16 protein-coding genes are annotated in these 20,267 nt (G+C 69.8%); 6 read left to right on the top strand and 10 right to left on the bottom strand.

Translation table 11 applies throughout. From position 1 onward, the window contains the following. Nucleotides 1-262 precede the first annotated feature (262 nt). Genes ABIC30_RS11600 through ABIC30_RS11585 form a run of 4 tightly spaced genes read left to right on the top strand, consistent with a single transcriptional unit; the run spans nt 263 to nt 5,781 of the window. Nucleotides 263-952, top strand: a complete 690-nt coding sequence (locus ABIC30_RS11600) for a hypothetical protein (protein ID WP_354455062.1) — start codon at nt 263-265, stop codon at nt 950-952. A 4-nt stretch (nt 953-956) separates the two neighbouring features. Beyond that, nucleotides 957-2,864 (top strand): glycosyltransferase, encoded by a 1,908-nt coding sequence (locus ABIC30_RS11595; RefSeq protein WP_354455060.1) that lies wholly within the window; start codon nt 957-959, stop codon nt 2,862-2,864. Further along, the gene (locus ABIC30_RS11590) at nt 2,864-4,909 is read left to right on the top strand and encodes a glycosyltransferase (protein WP_354455058.1); all 2,046 of its coding nucleotides are present in this window, start codon (nt 2,864-2,866) and stop codon (nt 4,907-4,909) included. The genes ABIC30_RS11595 and ABIC30_RS11590 overlap by 1 nt, the downstream gene beginning before the upstream one ends. Continuing rightward, nucleotides 4,906-5,781 carry a hypothetical protein gene (locus ABIC30_RS11585; protein ID WP_354455056.1) on the top strand — a complete coding sequence of 292 codons (876 nt, stop codon included), beginning with the start codon at nt 4,906-4,908 and terminating at the stop codon, nt 5,779-5,781. Before ABIC30_RS11590 ends, ABIC30_RS11585 begins: the two co-directional genes overlap by 4 nt. Before the next feature lie 126 nt (nt 5,782-5,907). Here the strand turns inward: ABIC30_RS11585 and ABIC30_RS11580 are convergent, their stop codons facing one another. The 5 genes from ABIC30_RS11580 to ABIC30_RS11560 form a co-directional block, all read right to left on the bottom strand. Next, nucleotides 5,908-10,062, bottom strand: a complete 4,155-nt coding sequence (locus tag ABIC30_RS11580; protein ID WP_354455054.1) for a glycosyltransferase — start codon at nt 10,060-10,062, stop codon at nt 5,908-5,910. Nucleotides 10,063-10,194: 132 nt separating this feature from the next. Beyond that, nucleotides 10,195-10,965 (bottom strand): SGNH/GDSL hydrolase family protein, encoded by a 771-nt coding sequence (locus tag ABIC30_RS11575; protein ID WP_354455052.1) that lies wholly within the window; start codon nt 10,963-10,965, stop codon nt 10,195-10,197. Nucleotides 10,966-11,002: 37 nt separating this feature from the next. After that, complete coding sequence (locus ABIC30_RS11570) at nt 11,003-11,929, bottom strand: NAD-dependent epimerase/dehydratase family protein (RefSeq protein ID WP_354455050.1); 927 nt, start codon at nt 11,927-11,929, stop codon at nt 11,003-11,005. Next, nucleotides 11,916-12,869, bottom strand: a complete 954-nt coding sequence (locus ABIC30_RS11565; protein ID WP_354455048.1) for an NAD-dependent epimerase/dehydratase family protein — start codon at nt 12,867-12,869, stop codon at nt 11,916-11,918. The genes ABIC30_RS11570 and ABIC30_RS11565 overlap by 14 nt, the downstream gene beginning before the upstream one ends. A 26-nt stretch (nt 12,870-12,895) precedes the next feature. Beyond that, nucleotides 12,896-14,134: a class I SAM-dependent methyltransferase gene (locus ABIC30_RS11560; protein WP_354455046.1), complete on the bottom strand. Its 1,239-nt coding sequence runs from the start codon at nt 14,132-14,134 to the stop codon at nt 12,896-12,898. A gap of 233 nt (nt 14,135-14,367) precedes the next feature. On the opposite strand from ABIC30_RS11560, the gene ABIC30_RS11555 reads away from it, so the two are divergent. Together ABIC30_RS11555 and ABIC30_RS11550 are read left to right on the top strand one after the other, a co-directional pair. Then, entirely contained in the window at nt 14,368-14,910 is a 543-nt protein-coding gene (locus tag ABIC30_RS11555) for an NUDIX hydrolase (protein WP_354455044.1), read from the top strand. 86 nt (nt 14,911-14,996) lie between these two features. Then, on the top strand, nt 14,997-15,146 hold the full coding sequence (locus tag ABIC30_RS11550) for a hypothetical protein (protein ID WP_182179728.1): 150 nt from the start codon (nt 14,997-14,999) through the stop codon (nt 15,144-15,146). Nucleotides 15,147-15,268: 122 nt separating this feature from the next. Here ABIC30_RS11550 and ABIC30_RS11545 read toward each other — a convergent pair whose 3' ends face one another. From ABIC30_RS11545 to ABIC30_RS11525, 5 genes are all read right to left on the bottom strand, one after another. After that, on the bottom strand, nt 15,269-16,501 hold the full coding sequence (locus tag ABIC30_RS11545; protein ID WP_354455042.1) for an HAD-IIIA family hydrolase: 1,233 nt from the start codon (nt 16,499-16,501) through the stop codon (nt 15,269-15,271). Nucleotides 16,502-16,511: 10 nt separating this feature from the next. Continuing rightward, nucleotides 16,512-17,099, bottom strand: a complete 588-nt coding sequence (locus tag ABIC30_RS11540) for a D-sedoheptulose 7-phosphate isomerase (protein ID WP_354455040.1) — start codon at nt 17,097-17,099, stop codon at nt 16,512-16,514. Nucleotides 17,100-17,181: 82 nt separating this feature from the next. After that, a complete protein-coding gene (locus tag ABIC30_RS11535) occupies nt 17,182-18,114 on the bottom strand; it encodes an NAD-dependent epimerase/dehydratase family protein (protein WP_354455038.1) in 933 nt (310 codons plus the stop codon). 67 nt (nt 18,115-18,181) lie between these two features. Further along, entirely contained in the window at nt 18,182-19,183 is a 1,002-nt protein-coding gene (locus ABIC30_RS11530) for a GHMP family kinase ATP-binding protein (RefSeq protein ID WP_354455036.1), read from the bottom strand. Nucleotides 19,184-19,459: 276 nt separating this feature from the next. Further along, nucleotides 19,460-19,933 carry a DUF4214 domain-containing protein gene (locus ABIC30_RS11525; protein ID WP_354455034.1) on the bottom strand — a complete coding sequence of 158 codons (474 nt, stop codon included), beginning with the start codon at nt 19,931-19,933 and terminating at the stop codon, nt 19,460-19,462. Between the last annotated feature and the right edge of the window lie 334 nt (nt 19,934-20,267).

Below are 20,267 nucleotides of genomic sequence, written 5' to 3'. Positions count from 1 at the left end.
CGAATCGAGACACACAGTCAGTTTGGAATTTGGCATTTGACACCACCTCCACCATCCCTCCATGGGCCTCGCGCACATCACGCGGCGCCAAGTAAAGGATTTTAACCCTATTGCCGTGGCCTCTCATTCTATGTGATACGCAGGCCGACACACATGGATGCCATGCCGCCCAGCGAGTTCCGGGGACAATCAATTCGGATCCTAACAAGTACAAACGCACTTCTACGAGAACCTTCCGTTAGACCGTGAGTCTGCTGCCGCGATGAAAGAGTCGGATATTGAGTCTTTCGAAACTATTATTTGCATTGCCCAGCAGATTGCCCTACTCAAAATTCCGATGAATGGGTCATGCGCAGTACCTCTCGGGATCGTAAATCCTAAGAACATCGACCTTATCGCTTGGTCATTCGTCGGCTTCTCCGACCAGATTGTGACAGATCCAAGCTGCTTCTTGGTCTTGGGTTGCCAAGACGAGGGCGCTTTACTCGACCTTTCTTCGATGACGCTCCGCACGCATATCGGCAACCGACGCATTGCTCTGTCGTCAAAGTCGGCGCCTCTATCGCGCGCTGATACGCTCATCATCGCCCGGGCCGTTGTCTCCACCCTAGGACGCGGGTGCCTCCCGCATTTCGGTGCCTTGATCCCGCTCCTGCGCGTGGGGCTGGACGATATCCTAGCGAACGGCACAGCGAGTGATCTGAGGGTCAAACGCGGCGATTCGGTTGACACGTGGCTGGCGCACAGGGTCGACTTCGTACCCGACTGTGTGATCGTGCGGTCGCCTGATGGCTACGCCTACAGCGACATCACTTCCGTCAGGCTCAATGATCCGCACAGAGCAGTCATGACGCTCGTGGCGGACATTCCGCTGAACACGCAGCGCGCCGACGGGGCCATCCTGAGCGGAAATGGCCGATACGTGGCGGCTCGCGTGATCGGAGCGTTGTGAGCGCATGGCGACCGAGGGGAAGCCGACCGTCCTGGTCGTGACACCCATGCCCGCGGCACCGACAAGCGCCGGCAACCGGCGGCGGCTCTCGGCGACCTGCGAGGCGCTCCGACGGGGCGGGTTCGCGATCGATCTCGCCTATCTCCAGCACGAAGACCAAGTCTATCGCCGCTTCGGGCAGCATCCACCGACCGATGCGGCCGCGATGGCGGCTGCCTTCGATCGCGTCTTCTCCATCCCCGCCGCGACGCCGATCCCGTTGAAGACCTGGACGGGCGGCTTCACGATCGACGCCTGGTGCCCGCCCGAACTCGACGCGTTCGTGGCCTGGTATTTCGAGAGGCATGCCGACACGTGCGCGATCGTCGTCAACTACGTGTTCCTGTCGCGGTGCCTCGACGCGGTTCCGGACGGGGTGCTGCGTATCATCGACACGCATGACCGTTTCGCGGACCGGCATCTCCAGTACCGGCCTTTCCGTGCCGAGCCGAATTTCTTCTATACGGACCGCGCGTCGGAAGCGGTCGGCCTGTCGCGCGCGGACATGGTTCTCGCGATCCAATCGGCGGAGGCGGACTATTTCCGCGGCCTCGTCGATCGGGACGTGTACCTGCTCCCGCCGGTCTTCGCCGAGCGCGCGAAGTTTCGGGCACCCGGCCGGCTGACCCGGTTCGGCTTCATCGGCCACGGGAACGATCCCAATCTCTTCTCGATCAGCAAGTTCGCCCACGGCTGGGCGGCGTCCTGGCGGCCGGACCTGCCCGTTCTCGTCATCGCCGGCGAGATCTGCGGGAGCCTGAACGGGCTGGACCTACCCGGCGTCCAGCTGGCGGGCTATGTCGACGCCGTCGAAACCTTCTACGCGGGCGTCGACGCGGTGGTCGCGCCGATGCTGATGGGAAGCGGTCTCAAGATGAAGGTCGCCGAAGCGCTGTCGCTGGGTCGGCCGGTGATCGGCACGCGAATCGCGTTCGAGGGATTCGACACCGACCATCCGGCTCACCGACTGGAGGGGGTGGCCGACACCGTCGCGGCGGTCCTGAGCCTTCACGACGACCCGGACGCCCTCGCGACCCTGACCGCGGCCTGCGCGGATCTGCTCGCGCGCTACAACGCCAGGGCCGCGACCTGCGAGGCCGCGTGGCTGGACGCGATCCCGCGCCGCTCGGCGCGACGCGCGAGTTCGCCCGCAGCGCGCGCGCCGGCCGTGTCGACCACGGTGGGGGCGGGAATCGTCGTCAGGGAGGAGCGCTCCCTGCGCTCCCTGCCGGTCGTGGACGAGGACGGCGGCATTCTCGTAGCGACCGAGAATCCCTCGCCCGCGACCGCCCGCGAGGCGGGCTACGCGCCGGAGCGGCGGCGCTGGTTCGTGAGCCCGGAGCCGGACGGGGGTGTGCCGCCTGCGGGCGCACGCCCGGCGCTGCACGGAGGTCCGGTCAGCCTCTCCCCGGAATGGATCCACCGCCGCGCTCTTCCGCGAGCGGCCCGGGAGGCGATCGCCGGGTCTCTCGGCGAGGCCCAGGCCGACTGGAGAGCGGACGGCCGCCTGATCGGGTACGAGGCCGATGGGCTGACGGTGGTGACCTGCGTCCCGAGTTTCCTCGTCGCGCGGACGCGGGCGACCGCGGCCTTCCTGCTCGGGGACGGGGAGGCGGCACGGGAGTTGCGGCTGACCGGTACGGCGGCTCTGGCGCGCTCTCCCGGCCTCGCCTTCGCCGCGACACGCGGCGAGCTGACCCCCGTGCCCGCCAGTCTCACCTTCGAGCCGCTGGAGATCGACGGATCCGCCGCACCGATCCCGGCAGCGCGCGAGACGCCGTCCCGGCCGAAGGCGGTGCTGTTTCTCAGCGATGACCTCGTGGGCCTGATCCGCCTCACCCCGGCGGGCAACACCCGCCTCGAAGTCCAGTGATGAAGAAGATCGAGGCGGTTGATCCACATTACGGGCGGCTCGCGGCGATCGCGGAGGCGCGCCTCATCGGGAACGCCATCGCGCGCAACGGGCTCCGGATCGCCTTCCCGGCGGTCGCGGCGCCGCTCGTCTCGATCGTCGTCGTCTCGCTCAATGCCCGCGATCTGCTGACGCTGACGCTCTATCGGCTCGCCACGCAGCAGGCTTTCGCGGGCGCGTCCTTCGAGGTGATCGTCGTCGACAACGCCTCCGACGCGGAGACCCTGACCGTCCTCGACCTGCTCGACGGGGCCACGGTCATCCGCAACACGGAGAATGTCGGGTATGGCCCGGCCTGCAACCAGGGGGCCGCGGCAGCCCGCGGACGCTACCTCCTGTTCCTCAACCCCGATGTGGAACTGATGCCCGGCGCGCTCGGCGCCCTGGTGGGCCCGTTCTCGGAGGCGACCGTCGGCATCGTCGGCGCCCACCTCGTCTTCCCCGGCGGCTACCTGCAGGAGAGCGGCGCGTTCTTCCGCGACGACGCGCAGATCACGCACCCCTACGGCCGGGGGAACGCGAACCCGCTCCAGGCGGAGGGCACGTTCCAGCGTGAGGTCGGCTACGTATCGGGTGCCGTGCTCATGATCGAGCGCGCGCTCTTCGAGGAGCTGGGCGGCTTCGACGACCTCTTCGCCCCGGCCTATTTCGAGGACACGGACCTGTGCGTCCGCTGTCACCAGGCCGGGCGGCGCGTCATCTATCAGCCGCGGGCGAGCGCGATCCACTTCGAGAACGCCACGACGCCGGTCCGGGCCGAGGTCGAGGCGCTGATCGACCGCAACCGGGTCCGCTTCCTCGAACGGCACCGGTCATGGCTGTTCCCGCATGCGGGACCGCGTTTCGGCGACCGCACACACAACGCCTGGGCGCTCAAGGTGCTCTACATCGACGACGGCGTGCCCCATATCGACCTCGGTGCGGGCATGCCGCGGGCGAACTTCATCGTCGCCACGCTGGCTCGGCTCGGCTATCAGGTGACCGTCTATCCGGTCTACCGCGCGGATCCGGAGATCGCGCAGCGGTACCGCGACCTCCCCGACACCGTCGAGATCCTCGATGCCGAGGAGGGAGCGGGACTCGCGCGGCTGATCGACGAGCGGCAGGACCACTACGACGTGCTCTGGGTCAGCCGCCCGCACAACATCGATCTGGTCTGCCAGATCTTCCAGAACCGGGACATGGCGCTGCGCGATTTCGCGCGGAGCCGCGTCATCTTCGATTCGGAGGCCCTGTTCTGCCTGCGGGCCTTCCTCGAGGGGACCCTGCGGGACGGTTACGGATTCGGCGCGCACCTGGCGGCCTCCGCACGACGGGAAACCCGCAACTTCGCGCAGGCCGACCATGTCGTCTGCGTCTCGGAGGCGGAAGCGCGCCTGCTTCAGTTCCACGGCGTGCGCAACACCGCGGTGCTCGGCCACGCCTTCGCGTCGCAGCCGGAAGGCGCGGCCGATCTGGACGGCCGCAGCGGCTTCGTGTTCATCGGGTCGCTGGAGCACGAGAACTCGCCGAACGTCGATTCGCTGATCTGGTTCCTCGAGACCGTCTGGCCGGAGGTCCATCGCGCCCTGCCGCGCGTGCCGTTCACCATTATCGGGCAGGTCACCCCGGATCTGCGCGCGCGCCTGTCGGCACCGAACGTCGCCGTGATGGGCCGGGTCCCGGACCCGACGCCGCTCCTCGACCGGGCGCGCGTCTTCGTCGCCCCCACACGCTTCGCCGCCGGGATGCCCCACAAGGTCCACGCCGCCGTCGCGCAGGGGCTCCCCTGCCTGCTCACGCCGATCCTGGCGGAGCAGCTCGGCTGGCCCGAGGGCTCCGGATACCTGACGCGGGACTGGCGCGACCCGGATGCCTTCATCGCCGGGCTGATCGAGCTCCACGAGGATGCCGAGGCCTGGCGGCGGCTGCAGCGCGCCGGGCTGGCGCAGGTGGCGCAGGATTGCTCGCCCGTGGCCTACGCGGAGAAGCTCCGGTCCCTCTGCGAGGCGCCGGTCTTCGCATGAGTCAGCCATCCCTCAAGCGGGCCGCGATCCGGACGATCTCGAAGGTGTTCCGGCGCGTCGTCATCGGGCGCGTGCCGGGATTGTTCGACGCGGCCTATTACCTGAGGCACAACGGCGACGTCGCGGCCTCGGGCATCGACCCCTATCTCCACTACGTCTGGCGCGGCGCCGCCGAGAATCGCGATCCCGCCGAGGATTTCGACACGGCCTTCTTCCGCAACCAGAGCGGCAAGACCCGCCTCGATCCGGTGCGGCATTACCTGCGGTTCGGGTCCGCCGCCGGGCTCGACCCGCATCCCGGCTTCAGCAGCACCTCCTACCTGATCCGCTACCCCGACGTGACGGCCTCGGGCGTCAACCCGCTGCTGCACTACCGGACGAACGGCCGGCGCGAGGGCCGCGTTGCCCAGCCGTCGGCGGCCAAGACCATGAACATCTCGGCCCTGCGCGCGGTGCCGTCCCGGCACCTGCGCAGCCTGCCGGAGGAGGGGCGTCCCTTCTCGATCACGCTGCTGCGCGCGTTCCCGGCCGGGGACACGTTCGAGTCGGTGAAGCGCTTCTGCTTCCTTCTCAAGCTGACCCATGACGAGATCGCTCTGCTCGTGAGCGCGTTCGACGCGATGCCCACCAGCGGCCACGCCGCGATCACGCTGGACGTCTCGGCCGACGCGGAGGCACGGGGCGAGGTGGAGCCCCGCGACGCGCGACCGAAGCTCGACACGGTGCTCTTCGCCTTCGAGCATTGCTACGTGGCCGCGCAGGGCGACAGCCTCCGGATCCGGTACGCCGAATTCCGGCTCTGGGACCTCCGCGAACAGGAAGCCCGGGTCGCGGAGATCTTCCCGGCCGGTGCCGTGGAGTTCCGGATCTAGGACAGGCACCGCGAGGCGGCCCGCGTCGCTGCCGTTGCGCGCAGGATGCGTCTCGGATGCCCGCACAGTGAGCGGGCCTGCGGGCGCGGGCGATCGCGCCCGTCATCGGGAGCGCGGCCGCGTCGATCAGGACGGACGATCGACCGCGGCGCTGAAGGGGTAGACGAAGCGCATCGATCCGAACGCGACGCCGAGCGTCCGGGTATCGCCCTCCGGATGGAAGCTCGTCCGCACGGCGACTTCGACACGCGTCGAGCCCGCATCCGACCGCGGCGGGATCGCGGCCGTGAGCGTGACGATTCCGTCGCGTTCGGCCCGCTCGATCGCGGCCGCCTCACCGCCGATCGCGACCGCCACGTCGTCCGGGTCCGTGTTGCGGCCCAGGGCGACGAGAACGACTTCCAGGCGGCCCGGCTGATCCGACCACACCGGCACGTCGATGACCGTGACCGGATCGGCCCCGGACCAGCGGTGCGAGATCCGGCCCTCGATGTATTCGGGCTCGTGCAGATTGGTCCGGGCGAAGCCGCGATCCCCGGTGACGGCGTCCCTCAGACCATCGAGCGTGAGCGTCACGGTGCCGGAATGGGGATCCCCGCCGGCGCCGACGAGCTGGATCCGCGGGCACCACGATCGCGGCTCGACGGAACCCGGCCTGAGGAAGGCGACCCGGTCCGCCGCACCGGTGCGCACCAGTTCGACGCCGTCCGCGAAGCAGCGCACCGGCGCCTTGTCGGCGCCGGGCGAAGGATCGACGGCGATCACGAGGCTCAGTTCCGGCGCGACGCAGAGCGGGCGCACGGTCCGCGGGCGCAGGGCTTGGCGCAGCGCGCCCGAGAAGAGCCTGGACAGGCCCGAACCGCCCGCCGCCGGGGCGACCTCGGCGGGCAGGGTAGGGACCTGCGGATCGCCCGCGAGGAAGGCCTCCAGGGCCTGAGACGACCAGCCGACGCTGACGTCGCGCACGAGCGCCGGATCCGAGACCCCGTGCAGGCGGATCGTCACCGGGGTGAAGGGACCGCCGCGATGCGCGGGCGGGATGGCCGCCCGGAGCCGCAGCCGACCGCCGATCCGAAGCCGGATCGTCGGGACCGCGCCGTCGTCGAGTCGGAGCGCCGCTTCGGCGGCGTCCCGCTCCGGAAGATCGATCTCGATCCACGCCGTGCCGGTCGCGCAGATCGGCGGCAGGAGCGTGATGGCGAGGCCCTCCGCGGCGGGCAGCGCCAGCACGGCGGCCGCGCGCTCGGCGGCCGACAGGGTCTGCGCGGCCGTCCAAGGGGCATCGTGCCGCGGCTCGAGGCTGAGGCCGAGATGCGGATGGGCCTCGGGATCCGGCCGATAGGTCCAGACGAGGCCGCCCTGCGGGTTCGGCTTCGCGCCGAGAGCATTCCGGCCCGCCCGGACCTGGGCCTGCCCGGCTCCGGCGCCGGGATTCGAGATGCGGATCGGGCTGCGCCCGTCGAAGAGAACCCGATGTGCCGCCTCGCTCGCCTGGCTGCCCAGCACGATCCGCGCGGCCGCGACGACCGTGTCGACGGGCTCGCGCATGGCGAAGCGCACGATCTCGGCCGCGATCGCATCGTCGGATCTCAGCAGGGAGACGGGCCGCTCTTCCAGGATCGTGCGCGCGACCGTCTCGACCAGGGCGAGGGCGGCCGCGGCGTCGAAGCCCGCGAGTTCGCTCCGCAGGACGGGATCGGGCGGGTACCCGGCGATCACGGCGCGGCAGAGACGGTTCACCGCCCCGAGCAGGGGGCTCCACTCGACGAGGTCCGCGTCGGCCCGGATCGGCTCGGGGGCCGGCGCGGGCCGGGCGCGCGATCCGAGGACGGCGCCGAACACCCCGTTCAGGGCCGCGCGGTAGCGCCCGACATCGCCGAGGCGGAGCGCGGCGGCGCGCGCCGCGGCGGCGTGGCTCGCGCGCAGGTCCGGCGCGGCGAGCAGGGCCTCGAGCGCGGCCGCGAAATCCTCGGGCTCGTCATGCGCGACCAGACCCTCGGCACCGTCGAGGCCGCGGAACGCCAGGGAGGTCGCGGCGATCGGCTTGCCGTGGGCGAGCGCCTCGTAGGTCTTGACGGCGCTGCCCGCCCCTTCCCGGATCGGCAGGACGACGATCCGGGCCGCGGCGTACAGGGGCGCGAGGTCGTCGAGCTGGCCCACGAAGTGCAGGCCGGGCTCGTCCGGCCACGGGCCGAGATCGCAGATGCTGCCGGCGACGACCACGCGGAGATCGGGGAGGTGGCGCGCGCGCACCGCGTCGAGAAACCAGCGCAGGCCCGAGACGTTCGACAGGTGCGCCGAGCTCACGAAGAGGACGTCGATGCCGGAGGCGTCGAAGAGGGCGACGCGCTCGGAGGCGGGCCTCCGGGCGGGACGCAGGGCGGGGCGTTGCGGGCCGCAGGCGGCGATCACGTCGGCGAGGTCGCGCAGGCCGGCGAGGTCGGCGAGGCGGGCGGGAGACGGCGCGATCTGCACACCAACCGTGGTGACCGGGACGCTCGGAAGGTTGTCCCGGACGAAGGCCGTCTCGCGCGGGTTGAGCGAGATGACGTGCTGGCAGCGTGCGAGATGCGTGGTCTCGAGGGCGAGCTCGTCCGGGTCGACCGGCCGGCGGGCGTAGATCGCCCGCTGCACGGCCTGGAGATCGTGCATCTCGCACACGATCGGCGCGTCGACCCCGAGCGCGTCGACCAGCGGCAGGGCGGTGATGTAGTTCAGGAGGATCAGATCCGGCGGCCTCGTCCGCAGGGCGCCGGCGAGGGATGCCGGAACCGCGTAGGCCGCCGCGGCCACGAACTCGTCCGCGAGCGTCGGGGTGCCGGCGGTCGGCGCGTCGCCCGCGGAGCGGCCGGGCGTCGCGACGAACACCCGCTCGAACGCGAAATCGTGCAGAACGCCGAGCAGCATCCCGTGCCAGTCACGATACGCGGCGCCGTCCAGCTGGCGATGGGACAGGAACAGGCCGGTGACCGCGTAGCCGGCAGCGGCGAGGTACTGCAGCTGCGACCGCGCGATCCGGCTTGAGCCGTTGCGCATGACCATGGCATCGCCGTTCATGACGAGCAGGACCGAGGGGCGCTCGGCCGCGACGGGCTCCGGCGTGGCCGCGACGATGTGCCGGATGAAGTTGCCGGGGGACGCGCGCTCCAGGGCCGCCGCCTGCCGGGCCTGTGCGCCCGCCCGCAGCCTCGGGTAATCCGCCACGGCGCGGCGCAGCGCGTCGGCGAGCGCGTCCGGCGCATCGAACAGGACGGCGTTGTCGGGGCCGACCTGCGTCTCCATCCATGATCCCGCGGACGTGACGACGGGGAGGCCCGCCGCCATCGCCTCGACCAGCACACCCGAGCTGCGCTCCCGGTAGCGCGCGGCATCGTAGGGGATCAGGGCAATGTCGGCCTCGGCGAGGTGGCGGTAATAGGCGGGGGCATCCAGGGCCTCGGGGAGCAGCCGGACGCGCCGATCGCCGTAGGCCGCGAGCTGCTGCTGGGCGGACAGGACGCCCGGCTCACCACCGGGGGTGTTGAAGTTCGACTGGATGACGAAGCGGATGCGGCCGGGCCCGACGAGGTCGGCCCAGAGGGAGGCCACGGCCGCCGGCAGGTCGGTGTAGCCCTTCTCCAGGCGGGCATCCCCGAGATACAGGACCCTCAGGGTATCGCCCGCGGGCGTTGTGGGGTCCGCCAGGGCCGCTCGCAGATGCGCCTGGTCGAACGGGATCGGCGCGTGCAGGAACGCGATCCCGGTCAGGTACGAGAAGGTCGCGGCGAGCCGCTCCGTGTCGGCGTGGAACCGGACGCTGCGGGCGAGCGTCGGCGACGTTCGGATCCGGTCGAAATACGGGCGATAGGTGCCGATCACGGCCGCGAGGGGGGCGGGATCGTAGCGCAGCAGCACGTGGAGAGTCGGGTGCGCCGCGTCGGGCTCCCGCGCGGAGACGAAGGCGAGGAGATCGAGCAGTTCCCGGAAGCCCAGCGTGTGCACGAGGACGATGTCGCGCGGACCCGCCCGCAGGTCCGCCAGGGCGCCCCTGAGTTCCCGGCCGAACTCGACCGGCGCACCGTCGGGCGTGCCGTACTCGGCCTCGCCCCAGGTCAGCGAGAAGGTCGGCCGGATCGCGAGATCGTCCGGGAACGCGTCAGGCTCGGCGCGCCGGTTGCTGAGGACCAGCGGCTCCAGGCCGGACTCCCGCGCGGCGCGCGCGATCGCCGTGGTGTACTGGCTGTAATGCCCGCCCACGGCCAGCGCGCTCTGCTCGACAACGATGAAGCGCTCACGCGTCATGGAACGTCGGTCTCCTGGACGGCAGGGTCGCGCGCGCAGGGCGACGCACCTCGCGCATGGTGGAGAGGCGCGGGGCGCGGCCGGTCGCCTCGGCGACGGATCGAGGCCGCGGCGCGCGCGGCGCGGCCCTGCTCACGCCGCCCCGCCGCTCAGCGGCGAGCGGGTCCAGGTCCCGCCCTGCGCCGCCAGGAGCAGGTCCGCGGCAACGCGCCGGCCCTCCGGTGTATAGGCGTGAATCCCGTCCGAGCCGCAAGCGGCCCGCATCAGCCCGTTCGGGTCGCGGAGCGCCGCGTGCAGGTCGATCAGCCCGAGACCGCGCGCTCGGACACCGGCCGCCAGCGTCTCGGCGAGGATCCGGGCGATGGCGATCCGGTCCGGAAGCGGCGCGAGATCGGGCGCCGCGTGCGGCGATCCCGCCGCGATCTCCTGCGGCGGCACCGCCGTCGCCACGAACACGCGCGCGCCCGGGCGGTCGCAGACGCGGTCGAGAGCATCGAGGTAGCGATCCACGAGGTCGGTGACCACCGCCTCGACGGGGATGGCCCGCGTCTCGGCCTGCCGCGCCACGTGGGCCCGCACGTCGATCTCGCCGAAGCAGAACACCACGTCGAGGCCGCGCTCGACCTGCAGCTCGCTGAGGGCGAGGAGGGCCGGACCGTCGCGGCCGACACGGTGCATGGTCACGGCGCCGAGCCAGACCGGCAGGACGTGCCCGGCCTCGAGGAACGTGAAGACGTGGCTGTCGCCGATCACGAGCGTGCCGACATCGGCGCTCCGCCACGCGGCCCCGTAATGCGCCTTCGCCGCCGCGAGGTCGCCGCCCTGCACGGCCGCGTTGGCGGCGTGGACGCTGCGCGCGTGGAGGGACGGCGTGTCCTCGAGGCTCTCGGCGGCATCCGTCATGGGGCGGTCAGGGGCACGGCGAGCGCGGGGGGTGGTCTCAACGGTCGGCGTACTCCGCCGTGACGAGCCTGCGCAGGCCCGCCTCGAGAGCGATGCGCGGCCGCCAGCCGGTCCGGTCGAGGAACCGCGACGAGTCGAGCATCTTGTAGGCCGCGCCCTGGAACGAGCCGGGCGGGCTGACCAGGGGGACGGACCAGTCGAGGGCCGCCAGGGCCGCCCGCGCCACCGCCTCGACGGTGACAGGCGTGTTGGCGGCGCAGTTGAGGATCTCGTTGTCGAACGCCCGGTCGGCCGCCAGGATCGCGTCGATCTGGTCGTCGACGTACAGCACCTCGCGGACGGTCTGCGGGTTGCCCCAGACCTCGAACTGCGCAGCGCCCGCCGCCTTCTCCCGCACGGCCCGGTCGAGCAGGGCGCCGACGAAGTGGCTGCGGTCGGAGGCCTTGTTGTCGTGCGGCCCGTACAGGGTCGCCAGCACGCAGTGCAGGAAACTCAGCCCGTACTGGTGCGCGTAGGCCGCCGAGCCCGTCGCCAGGACCTGCTTGGCGAGCCCGTAGCCGATCACCGAGGGATGCGTGGGTCCCTGCCCGAACCGCGCCTCAGGGAGCGGCTCCGCCGATTCCGGATAGGTACAGGACGAGCCCGTGGAGACGAGCTTGGCCTGCGGCTGGAACAGGCGCCACGCCTCGAGGACGTTCAGGTGGACCCGGGCGTTGATCGCCAGGAGCTCGCCCTGGATGTCGTACTGCACCGCGCCGGTGCGCTGGCGGGTCACCACGTGGAAGATCCGGCCGGCCGGCGGCGCCGCGCGCAGCGCCCGCTCGACGTTCGCCCAGTCGGAGAGGTCGCCCGCCGCCCGACCGATCTCGACGACCTCGCGGCCCTCGGCCCGGAGCCGCGGGACGAGGTTGCGCCCGAGGAAGCCGTTCGCCCCGATGACGATGTCGCGCTCAGGCCCCGGCATGGTGCGCCCCGTCGCGATAGGCCTCGCGATACCACGCGATCGTCGGCCGCAGCCCGTCCGTGAGTCCCGTGAAGGTCGACATCCCGAAGCGCTCGCGCAGCCGCCGGTTGGTCGAGCGGCGGGCGAGCACACCGTGGGTCGCCGTGTCGGGGGCGTGCACCGGCCGATTCTCGCCCGCCACCTCCAGGATGGTGCGGGCGAGGTCGAGCAGGGTCGTGGTCTCGCCGCGGCAGAGGTTGAGCGCGTCGCTCGTCTCCCGCATCTCCAGGGAGCGGGCGAACACGTCGACGACGTCGCCGACGTAGATGAAGTCGCGCTCGACCAGCGGGTTGCCCTTGATCTCGAAGCGCTCCCCCGGTGCGAGCGCGCGCATCACGAAGGCCGGCAGGACGTGCGCTTTGCGCGGATCCGTCGAGTCGTGGGGACCGTAGGGGTTGCTCAGGCGGAAGCTGATCGTGTGGATCCCGTAGCGCTCGGCGTGGAGGTCGGCGATCACCTCCGACCAGCGCTTCGACCAGGCGTAGAAGGCCTCGTTCCGGTTGGGCGGCGCGTTGAGGTCGACAGCCTGCGCGTCGTCGAGGGGATCGAGGGCCGCCGGGTAGACCGCGACGCTCGAGGCCGCGCGCACCTCGCGGATGCCCTTCGTCAGGCAGAACCGGTAGAGGCGGTTGGCGATCTCGGCATTGCCGGTCAGCAGGTCGCTCTGCGCCGTCTCGAACTTGTCGGCGTCGTAGCGCTGCGCGGCGACGTTGATGACGATGGCGTCGGCGGGAACCGACAGCGCCTCCAGGGCATCGAAGCGCGCGGCCTCATGCGCCCCCGGCACCGCGCGGCCGGAGGGGCTGACCGCGATCAGCCGCGGCACGCGGTCGGCGAGATGCGCGACGAGGTTGCGGCCGACGAACCCGGTCGCACCGACGACGACGACGGTCTCGGGCAAGGAGGATCGGGAGACGGCAGCCACGCTCAGACCGCCTTCGGCAGGTCGGCGGCGGTGATCACCTTGAGTTCCGGCACCGGGACGATGAAGGCGCCGCCGTTCTCGAGGTAGCGGCGCTCGCGCGCCAGGAACTCGTCGATGAAGTTCCAGGCGAGCACCAGGTAGGCGTCGGGCGCGGGCACGCTGCCCTCCTCGACGATCGGGATGCGGGCACCGGGGATCAAGCGGCCGAACTTCAGCGGATTCTTCTCGGCCGCGTACTGGACCAGCCGCGGGCCGATGCCGAAGGCGTTGAGCAGGGTCGCGCCCTTGGCCGGGGCACCGTAGGCGTGGACCGTCTTCCCCTCGGCGTGCATGCGCTCCAGCAGGTCGAGCAGCGCCGCCTGCAGGCGCCGGACGTTCTCGGCGAAGCCGACATAGGTCTCGAACTTGCCGTAGCCGCGGGTCTCCTCGTCGGGGCGCATGCGCTTGACCGCGTCGCTGACCGGATGGGCGCCGGGGAAGCCGACATGCGCCTCGAGGGAGCCACCGTGGACCGGGACGACGCTGACGTCGAAGACTTCCAGGCCGTGGCGCGCGAACAGCTGCTCCAGGGAGCGGAGCGTGTAGTAGCACAGGTGCTCGTGGTAGATCTGATCGAAGGCGGTGTTCTCGATCATGCCGCCCAGGTAGATCGCCTGCACGACGAAGACGCCGTCCGGCTTGAGCAGCGCGACGATGCCTTTCACGACGCTGTGCAGTTCCTCCAGGTGGAAGAAGACGCCGGCGGCGGTGATCAGGCTCGCCGGCCCGTCCTGCGCGCGGACGATCTCGGCGGTCTCCGCGTTGAAGAAGCGGTTCAGCGTCGGCACGCCGGCGGCGCGGGCGAGTTCCACGACGTTGGAGGCGGGCTCGACGCCGCAGCGGCGCAGGCCGAAGGGCTCGTACTGCCGCAGCCACGTGCCGTCGTTGCTGCCGATATCGACGACGAGGTCCTGCGGTCCGAGGTCGTACCGCTCCACGAGTCGGGCCGCCGTCTGGCGGAAATGCTCCACCAGCGTCTTCGTCGTGCCCGAGACGTAGGGGTAGTCGCTGAACATGCTCTCCTTCGGGATCGTGTGATCGATCTGGACGAGCGTGCAGTCGTGGCAGAAGCCGGCGCGCAGGGGGAAATGCGGCTCGCGCCGGTCGGCGAGCTCCGGCGGGATCAGACGGTTGCAGTGCGGCTGATCGGTCAGGTCGAGGAACAGCTCGACATCGCGTCCATCGCAGACGCGGCATGCCATGGCGAGTTTCGTTCCCGTCATCGTAACCCCTATGGCGGCCTGCACTGAGGCACTTCCGACGGGGGGACGCTTACCGGTTGGGGTCCTGGGACGCAATCGAAGCCGCGCGGCCGGGCCGAAAAAGCGCCCGTCGGCGTCGAAGCGGGAGCCCCGCCGCACCCCGCGCGGCGGACGCTTGCCGACGCCGCGCCGGCGTTGGATGAAGCGCGCAGTTCCGAGCCCTGGAGACGCGCATGTCGGCACGCGAATGGACGGTCCGCGGATCCCGGCAGGTCCTGAAGGACCGATGGCTCGGGCTGCGCGCCGACGACTGCGTGACGCGGTCCGGCCACGCGGTCACGCCCTACTACGTCCTGGAAGCGCCCGACATCGCCCTCGTGCTGGCGGTCGACGCGGACGATCACGTCATCCTCGTGCGGCACTACCGGCACGCCTACGGCGGCATGAGCCTCGAGCTGCCGGGCGGCGTCATCGATGCCACCGACGCCGACATCCTGTCGGCCGCGGACCGCGAACTGCGCGAGGAAACCGGCTACCGCTGCGCCGATGCCCAACTCGTCGTCACCCTCAACGCGGATCCGGCCCGCTACGCCAACCGCATGCATCTCGTGCGCGGGCGGGCGGTGGCCGCCGGTCCGGCGCGCCCGGATCCCGGCGAGGATATCGAGGTCCTGCGCGTCTCGCGGGCCGAGGCCCTGCGACTGGCGCGATCGGGCGCCGTGATCGGCGCCGCCCACGCGGCCATGATCCTGATCGGTCTATCGGGCGCCGATTGATCGGGCTCGATTGAGATTCCTGTGCCGGCCCTGAACCGAAACTGTCTTTCCGCGTTGCCTTCGGCAGAGCGGGAGATGGTTTCGAGATGGCGAACTACGACATTAAACTTGTCGAACCGCGCGATCAGAAGGCGGCCGGACGCAAGGATGCGGCGACGCGGGAGCGCAAGCTGGACTGGGAGCGCGCGATGCGCGAGGCCGCGCAGGCCGAGCAGCTCGTCAAATCCGCCGACTGAGCGCGTCGACCGGACGTCACGAAGCCTCCACCGCACGCCGTTGCAGCGATTACGACCGTGCCCGGGCCGGGCGCGTCGCGGCTCGCCGTCGATCCGAGTTCCGGCGTCGTGTCAGGAGCGCGTCAGGTCAGGAGTCCGGCGTCGCGGACGAAGTCGAGGAGGTTCCCGGCGGAGAACCGGTGGGCCGGCAGGCCGGCCGCCTGTCCGGCCGCGATGTCGGTCTCCTGATCGCCGATGAGGAAGCTGCGATCCCGATCGACCGGCCACTTGTCCAGGAGGTCGAGGATCATGCCGGGCTTCGGCTTACGCCAGTCGTGGACCCTCCTGTAGGCCTCGACCGTCCCGTCCGGATGATAGGGACAGTAGCGCAGATCGTCGAAATGCGCCCCGACCCGGCGCAGATCCTCCTGCATCCAGGCCGTCAGGTGCGCGACGTCCGCCTCGGTGTAGAAGCCGCGCGCGACGCCGGCCTGATTCGTGATGACGAACACGAGAAATCCGGCCTCGTTCAGCGCGCGCACCGTCTCGCGCGCGCCGTCGACCCAGTCGAACCGGTCGACGGACCCGACATAGCCGTGATCGTGGTTGAGGACCCCATCGCGATCGAGGAAGGCGGCGGGCCTCCGGCACTGGGCCGGGATCTCGGTCTGGGCCCGGGCATAGCTCTCGGGCACGCCGATATCGAGGAAATAGCCCTCGTGCGCCACGCCCGCCACGCGCCCCTCGGCGACGAGGGCGGGCAGGACGTCCCGCTCGAGCGAGCAGGTCGCCGGCAGGCCTGCCAACGCGGCGCGGCGCACCAGATAGACGCCCGCATTGACGAGACCCGGGCCGGGCCCGGGCGGCCGCTCGAGGAACGCCGTGATCCGCGCGCCGTCGAGGATCGCGACGCCGTAGCGCGCGGCGTCCGGCACCCGCCGGAGCGACAGGACCATGGCGGCCTCCGGATGGCGCGCGGCCATCTCGGCGAGTGACAGCAGGTTGAAGTCGAACCAGGAATCGCCGTTCAGGAGCAGGAAGGTCTCGTCCGCCTCCGCGAGGGCGTGCACGACGGCGCCACCGGTCCCAGCCTGCTCGGGCTCGATCGAGACCCGCAGTTTCATGCCAAAACGGCGGGCGACCGGGTTGTCGGTCGCGTAGGCGCGGATCTTCTCGCTGACGAAAGAGGCCAGCAGCACCACGTCCGTGAAGCCGTGGCGGCCGAGCTCGAACAGCAGCACGTCCAGGAACGGCTCCTCGGCGACCGCCAGAAGCGGCTTCGGGGTTTCCGCCGTCAGCGCCCCGAGCCGGGTGCCGAAGCCCCCGCACAGGATCATGGCCTGCCGGACGGTGCCCCCGCCCGCCGCGCCGCTCACCGGACGGTCCTCAAGAGGCCGTCCCGCGCGGGAACAGGTTCTCCTCGACGAGGCCGCACACGATATGCGCGGCGGTGATGTGGACCTGCTGGATCAGCGGCGTGGCGTCCGACGGCGCGTGCAGGCAGACATCCGCCCGCTCGGGCATCGCCCCGCCCGTGGCGCCAGTGAAGGCGACGACCCGCAGACCCAGGCCGCGGGCCGCGTCCATCGCCTTCAGCACGCTCGGCGACCGCCCCGACGTGGAGAGGGCGAGCAGGACATCGCCCGGCCGCCCGAGGGCCAGAACCTGTCGCTCGAACACGTGCTCGTAGCCGTAATCGTTGCCGATCGCGGTGATCACCGAGGTGTCGGTGGTCAGCGCCACGGCCGCGGCCGGCGGGCGGTCGTAGTTGAGCCGCGAGACGAACTCGCCCGCGATGTGCTGCGCGTCGCCGGCGCTTCCGCCGTTGCCGATCGTCAGGAGCTTGCCACCGTCGCGCAGGGACGCGGTGACGAGATCGGCGATCTCGGCGAGGGTCGCGTGGAAGCCGGAATCGTCGAGGGCGGCCTGGAAGGTGTCGCGGGTCTGCGTGAGAAAATCGACGATCGCGCTCATGGTCACCTCGGTCCGTTCCCGCGCCGGCCGGCCTGTCGGGCCGCCCGGCGGGGCGATCGCTGCTGGGCCCTGGACATCCGGATCAGACGTTGGCGAACCGCGAGTTGCGGATCATCCGGAAGCCCTTGATCAGCTCCTTGATGCCCCGGTCGAGGTCGAAATCGGGGAACCAGCCGGTCGCCTCCAGCTTCTCGTTGGACACGATGTAGTCGCGCTTGTCGGGATCCTCGCCGATCGGGGCCTCGACGTAGACGAAGTTCGGAACGTGCGCCTTGATGCGCGCGCAGAGTTCCAGCTTCGACAGGTTGGCGCTCGACAGGCCGAGATTGTACGCCTCGCCGCGCATCCGGTCGAAATTGTCCATCGCGTGGATGAACCCTTTGGCGACGTCGCGGATGTGGATGTAGTTGCGCTTGAAGTGGCCCTCGAAGACCAGGAGCGCCCGGTCGGTCACGGCCCGGTGCGTGAAGTCGTTGACGAGGAGGTCGAGCCGCATGCGCGGCGCCATGCCGAACACCGTCGCGAGCCGCAGGCTGACGCCGCGCCCGGTGTCGAGCACGGCCTTCTCGGCCTCCACCTTGGTGGTGCCGTAGAGCGAGATCGGCCGCAGGGGCGATTCCTCGGTGCAGAACTTGCCGGCCTCGCCGACGCCGTAGCCCGAGTTGGTCGTCGGGTAGACGATTCTCTGCTCACCGCTCGCGCGCTGCGCCAGCGCGACCACGGCGTCGCGGTTCAGCGTCGTGGCGCCGATCGCATCCTCCTTGCACAGGGGCGCGCCGACCAGGGCCGCGAGGGGGATGAGCACGTCGTGCTTCGGGATCAGCTCGTCCAGGATGCGCGTGTCGCGCGCGTCGCCCTTGATGGGCTCGAACGTGTCGTACTGGCAGGCCGAGGAGAGGTCCGGCGTTCCGGACTTGAACGTGTCGAGCACCGTGACGTGGTGCCCGCGCTCCAGCAGCATCGGCACCAGAATCGTCCCGATGTAGCCCGCGCCGCCGGTGATCAGAATTCGCATGCCTGCATCTCGTCCAGGTGAGCCGGCGGCCTCGTAACAGCCGCGCCGGTCTGTGTGAAGCTACCGCTCAGCGGGTCTGGCGGTAGATGAGCGTCGAGCCGTCGACGTCGATGCCGATCGGGACGACCGAGAGGGGTGCGACCCGCTCGGTCAGGGCCGGGATCTTCTCCGGATCGATCAGCGCGAGGAAGAAGCCACCGCCGCCCGCGCCGCAGAGCTTCGCCCCGTAGGCCCCCGACGCCACGATGGTCTCGAACAGCTCGTCGAGCACGGTGTTGGAGACGTCGCGCGAGAGCGTGCGCTTGATCTTCCACGAGGCCGACAGCATCTCGCCGAGTTGCGTGAGCCAGCCCGTGGTGCCGCCCTCCAGCAGGGAGACGCACTCTTCCACGAGGCGGTAGAGTTCGGACAACTCCTTGTCGATCGCCCTGGCCCGCGTGACGGCGATCTGCGCGGCGACCGTCGTGGTCGCGCGGCGGGCGATGCCGGTATGAACGAGCACCATCGACGCGTTGAGCTGCTGCATCGCGGTGGAGCTCATCTGCAGCGGCGAGATCCGGATGGCCGAGCCGCTGAAATCGAAGCGGTTGATCCCCCCGAACGCCGCGTGGAGCTGGTCCTGGACGCCGACATTCTCGCGCAGGATCTCGCGCTCGACCTCGATGGCTTTCTTCGACAGCTCGATCTTGGTGGGCTTCTGCTCGCGCAGGGCATAGACCGTGCGCAGGAACCCGACCGTGAAGGCCGACGACGAGCCGAGACCGCTGCCCGCGGCCGGTAGGTCGGAGATGATGCTGATGTCCAGCCGGCGGTCAATCTCGAAATGCTTCAGCACTTCGCGCACCACCGGATGCTCGATCTCGGCGACGTTGTCACAGTGCTCAAGCTTCGAGTAGCTCAACCTATAATTATAATCCTGGCAGCCGATCAGGTCGAGGGCGGCGATGATGATATACTTATCGATCGCCATCCCGACCACGGCGCCAGGCGCGCGCTCGAAATATTCAGGATAATCCGTACCACCGCCAAACAGGCTGACCCGCAGCGGCGTCCGTGTAACCGTCAGCATTCAGTTGGTTCCAGATCTCGCATCTTCGCATTTCGATTGCAAAATATCGACCCGTACGCAACCGATGCATAGGGCTAAAGGTGCCGACATCGCGTCTTTAGCAGCCCACGAATGGATAAGCCAGTCGCGGCAGCAATGTGGCGCGCGAAGGTGCCTGGATCTGGACACCGACGAACGGGGTGATCACAATCGGAGTAGCTCGGCCTCCTCAGGGCGACAGCAAAATCCAGGGCCGAAAGAGCCGGCGGCCCGTCACAGAGCAGCGCCGACAGGATCTTACGCAACGCTCAGCGAGGCCCGGAACTCATCTGAAGTTATAACGGTGCCCAGCAGCTGCTTCCGTGTGATCTTGCCGGAATTCAGCTGCGCCGACCAGTGCCGCACGGCATCCTCTTCGGCCTCCCGCCCGAGAACGATACGGTAGAGGTCCATAACGAAGGGCATCGTGAGCTTTCCTGACTGTTGCTGGTCGAATGCACCAGACTGAATGTACTCGATCAGCAACAGTGAGCGGTCCCGTCCCTTCGGAGAGTTTGTGATCACGTTGCAGATCGCGCGACTCAGTTGCGGAGGCCACTCGGAAAGATGCAGGCGCAGGAACGAGGCAACATTACCGATCGTCTCGACTTCAGTATCAGCTACGGAACGCCCCTGACGCCACGTTTCGGCAACACGCTCCGACAAAGCTATAGTGAGGTTCACGACGTCGGAAAAATTGACATTGTGCCCATGCATGCTGGCTGCAGCCACGACTTGGAGACCAGGATCCTTACCACTTCCACTTGCATAAAGTATGGTTAACGGAGTGTAAACGACGGTGATTTAAGCAACCCTGACTGCGCAGCGGGCGCGTCGACAGAGCCGCATCAAAACGCATCCCGCGATCGCCGGCTGCCCACGTCTGCCCACGTCTGCCCACGTTTGCCGAGACGCTAGCCCGAACCGCATCGGTGATCCAGAACCGGCCACCGCGATCGGTCAAGATCGGCCAGGGCGCGAGCGCCCACTGAGCCTACGAACGTTCGACAATCAGGCAGCGTTGGCCGGGAACTGCCACTCCACTGCACCACGCGGCCCGCCGAAC

Source organism: Methylobacterium sp. 1030 (assembly GCF_040544715.1).
Lineage (GTDB): Bacteria > Pseudomonadota > Alphaproteobacteria > Rhizobiales > Beijerinckiaceae > Methylobacterium.
The sequence above is the reverse complement of the archived record's forward strand: the minus strand, read 5'-3'. Positions and strand labels throughout refer to the sequence as shown.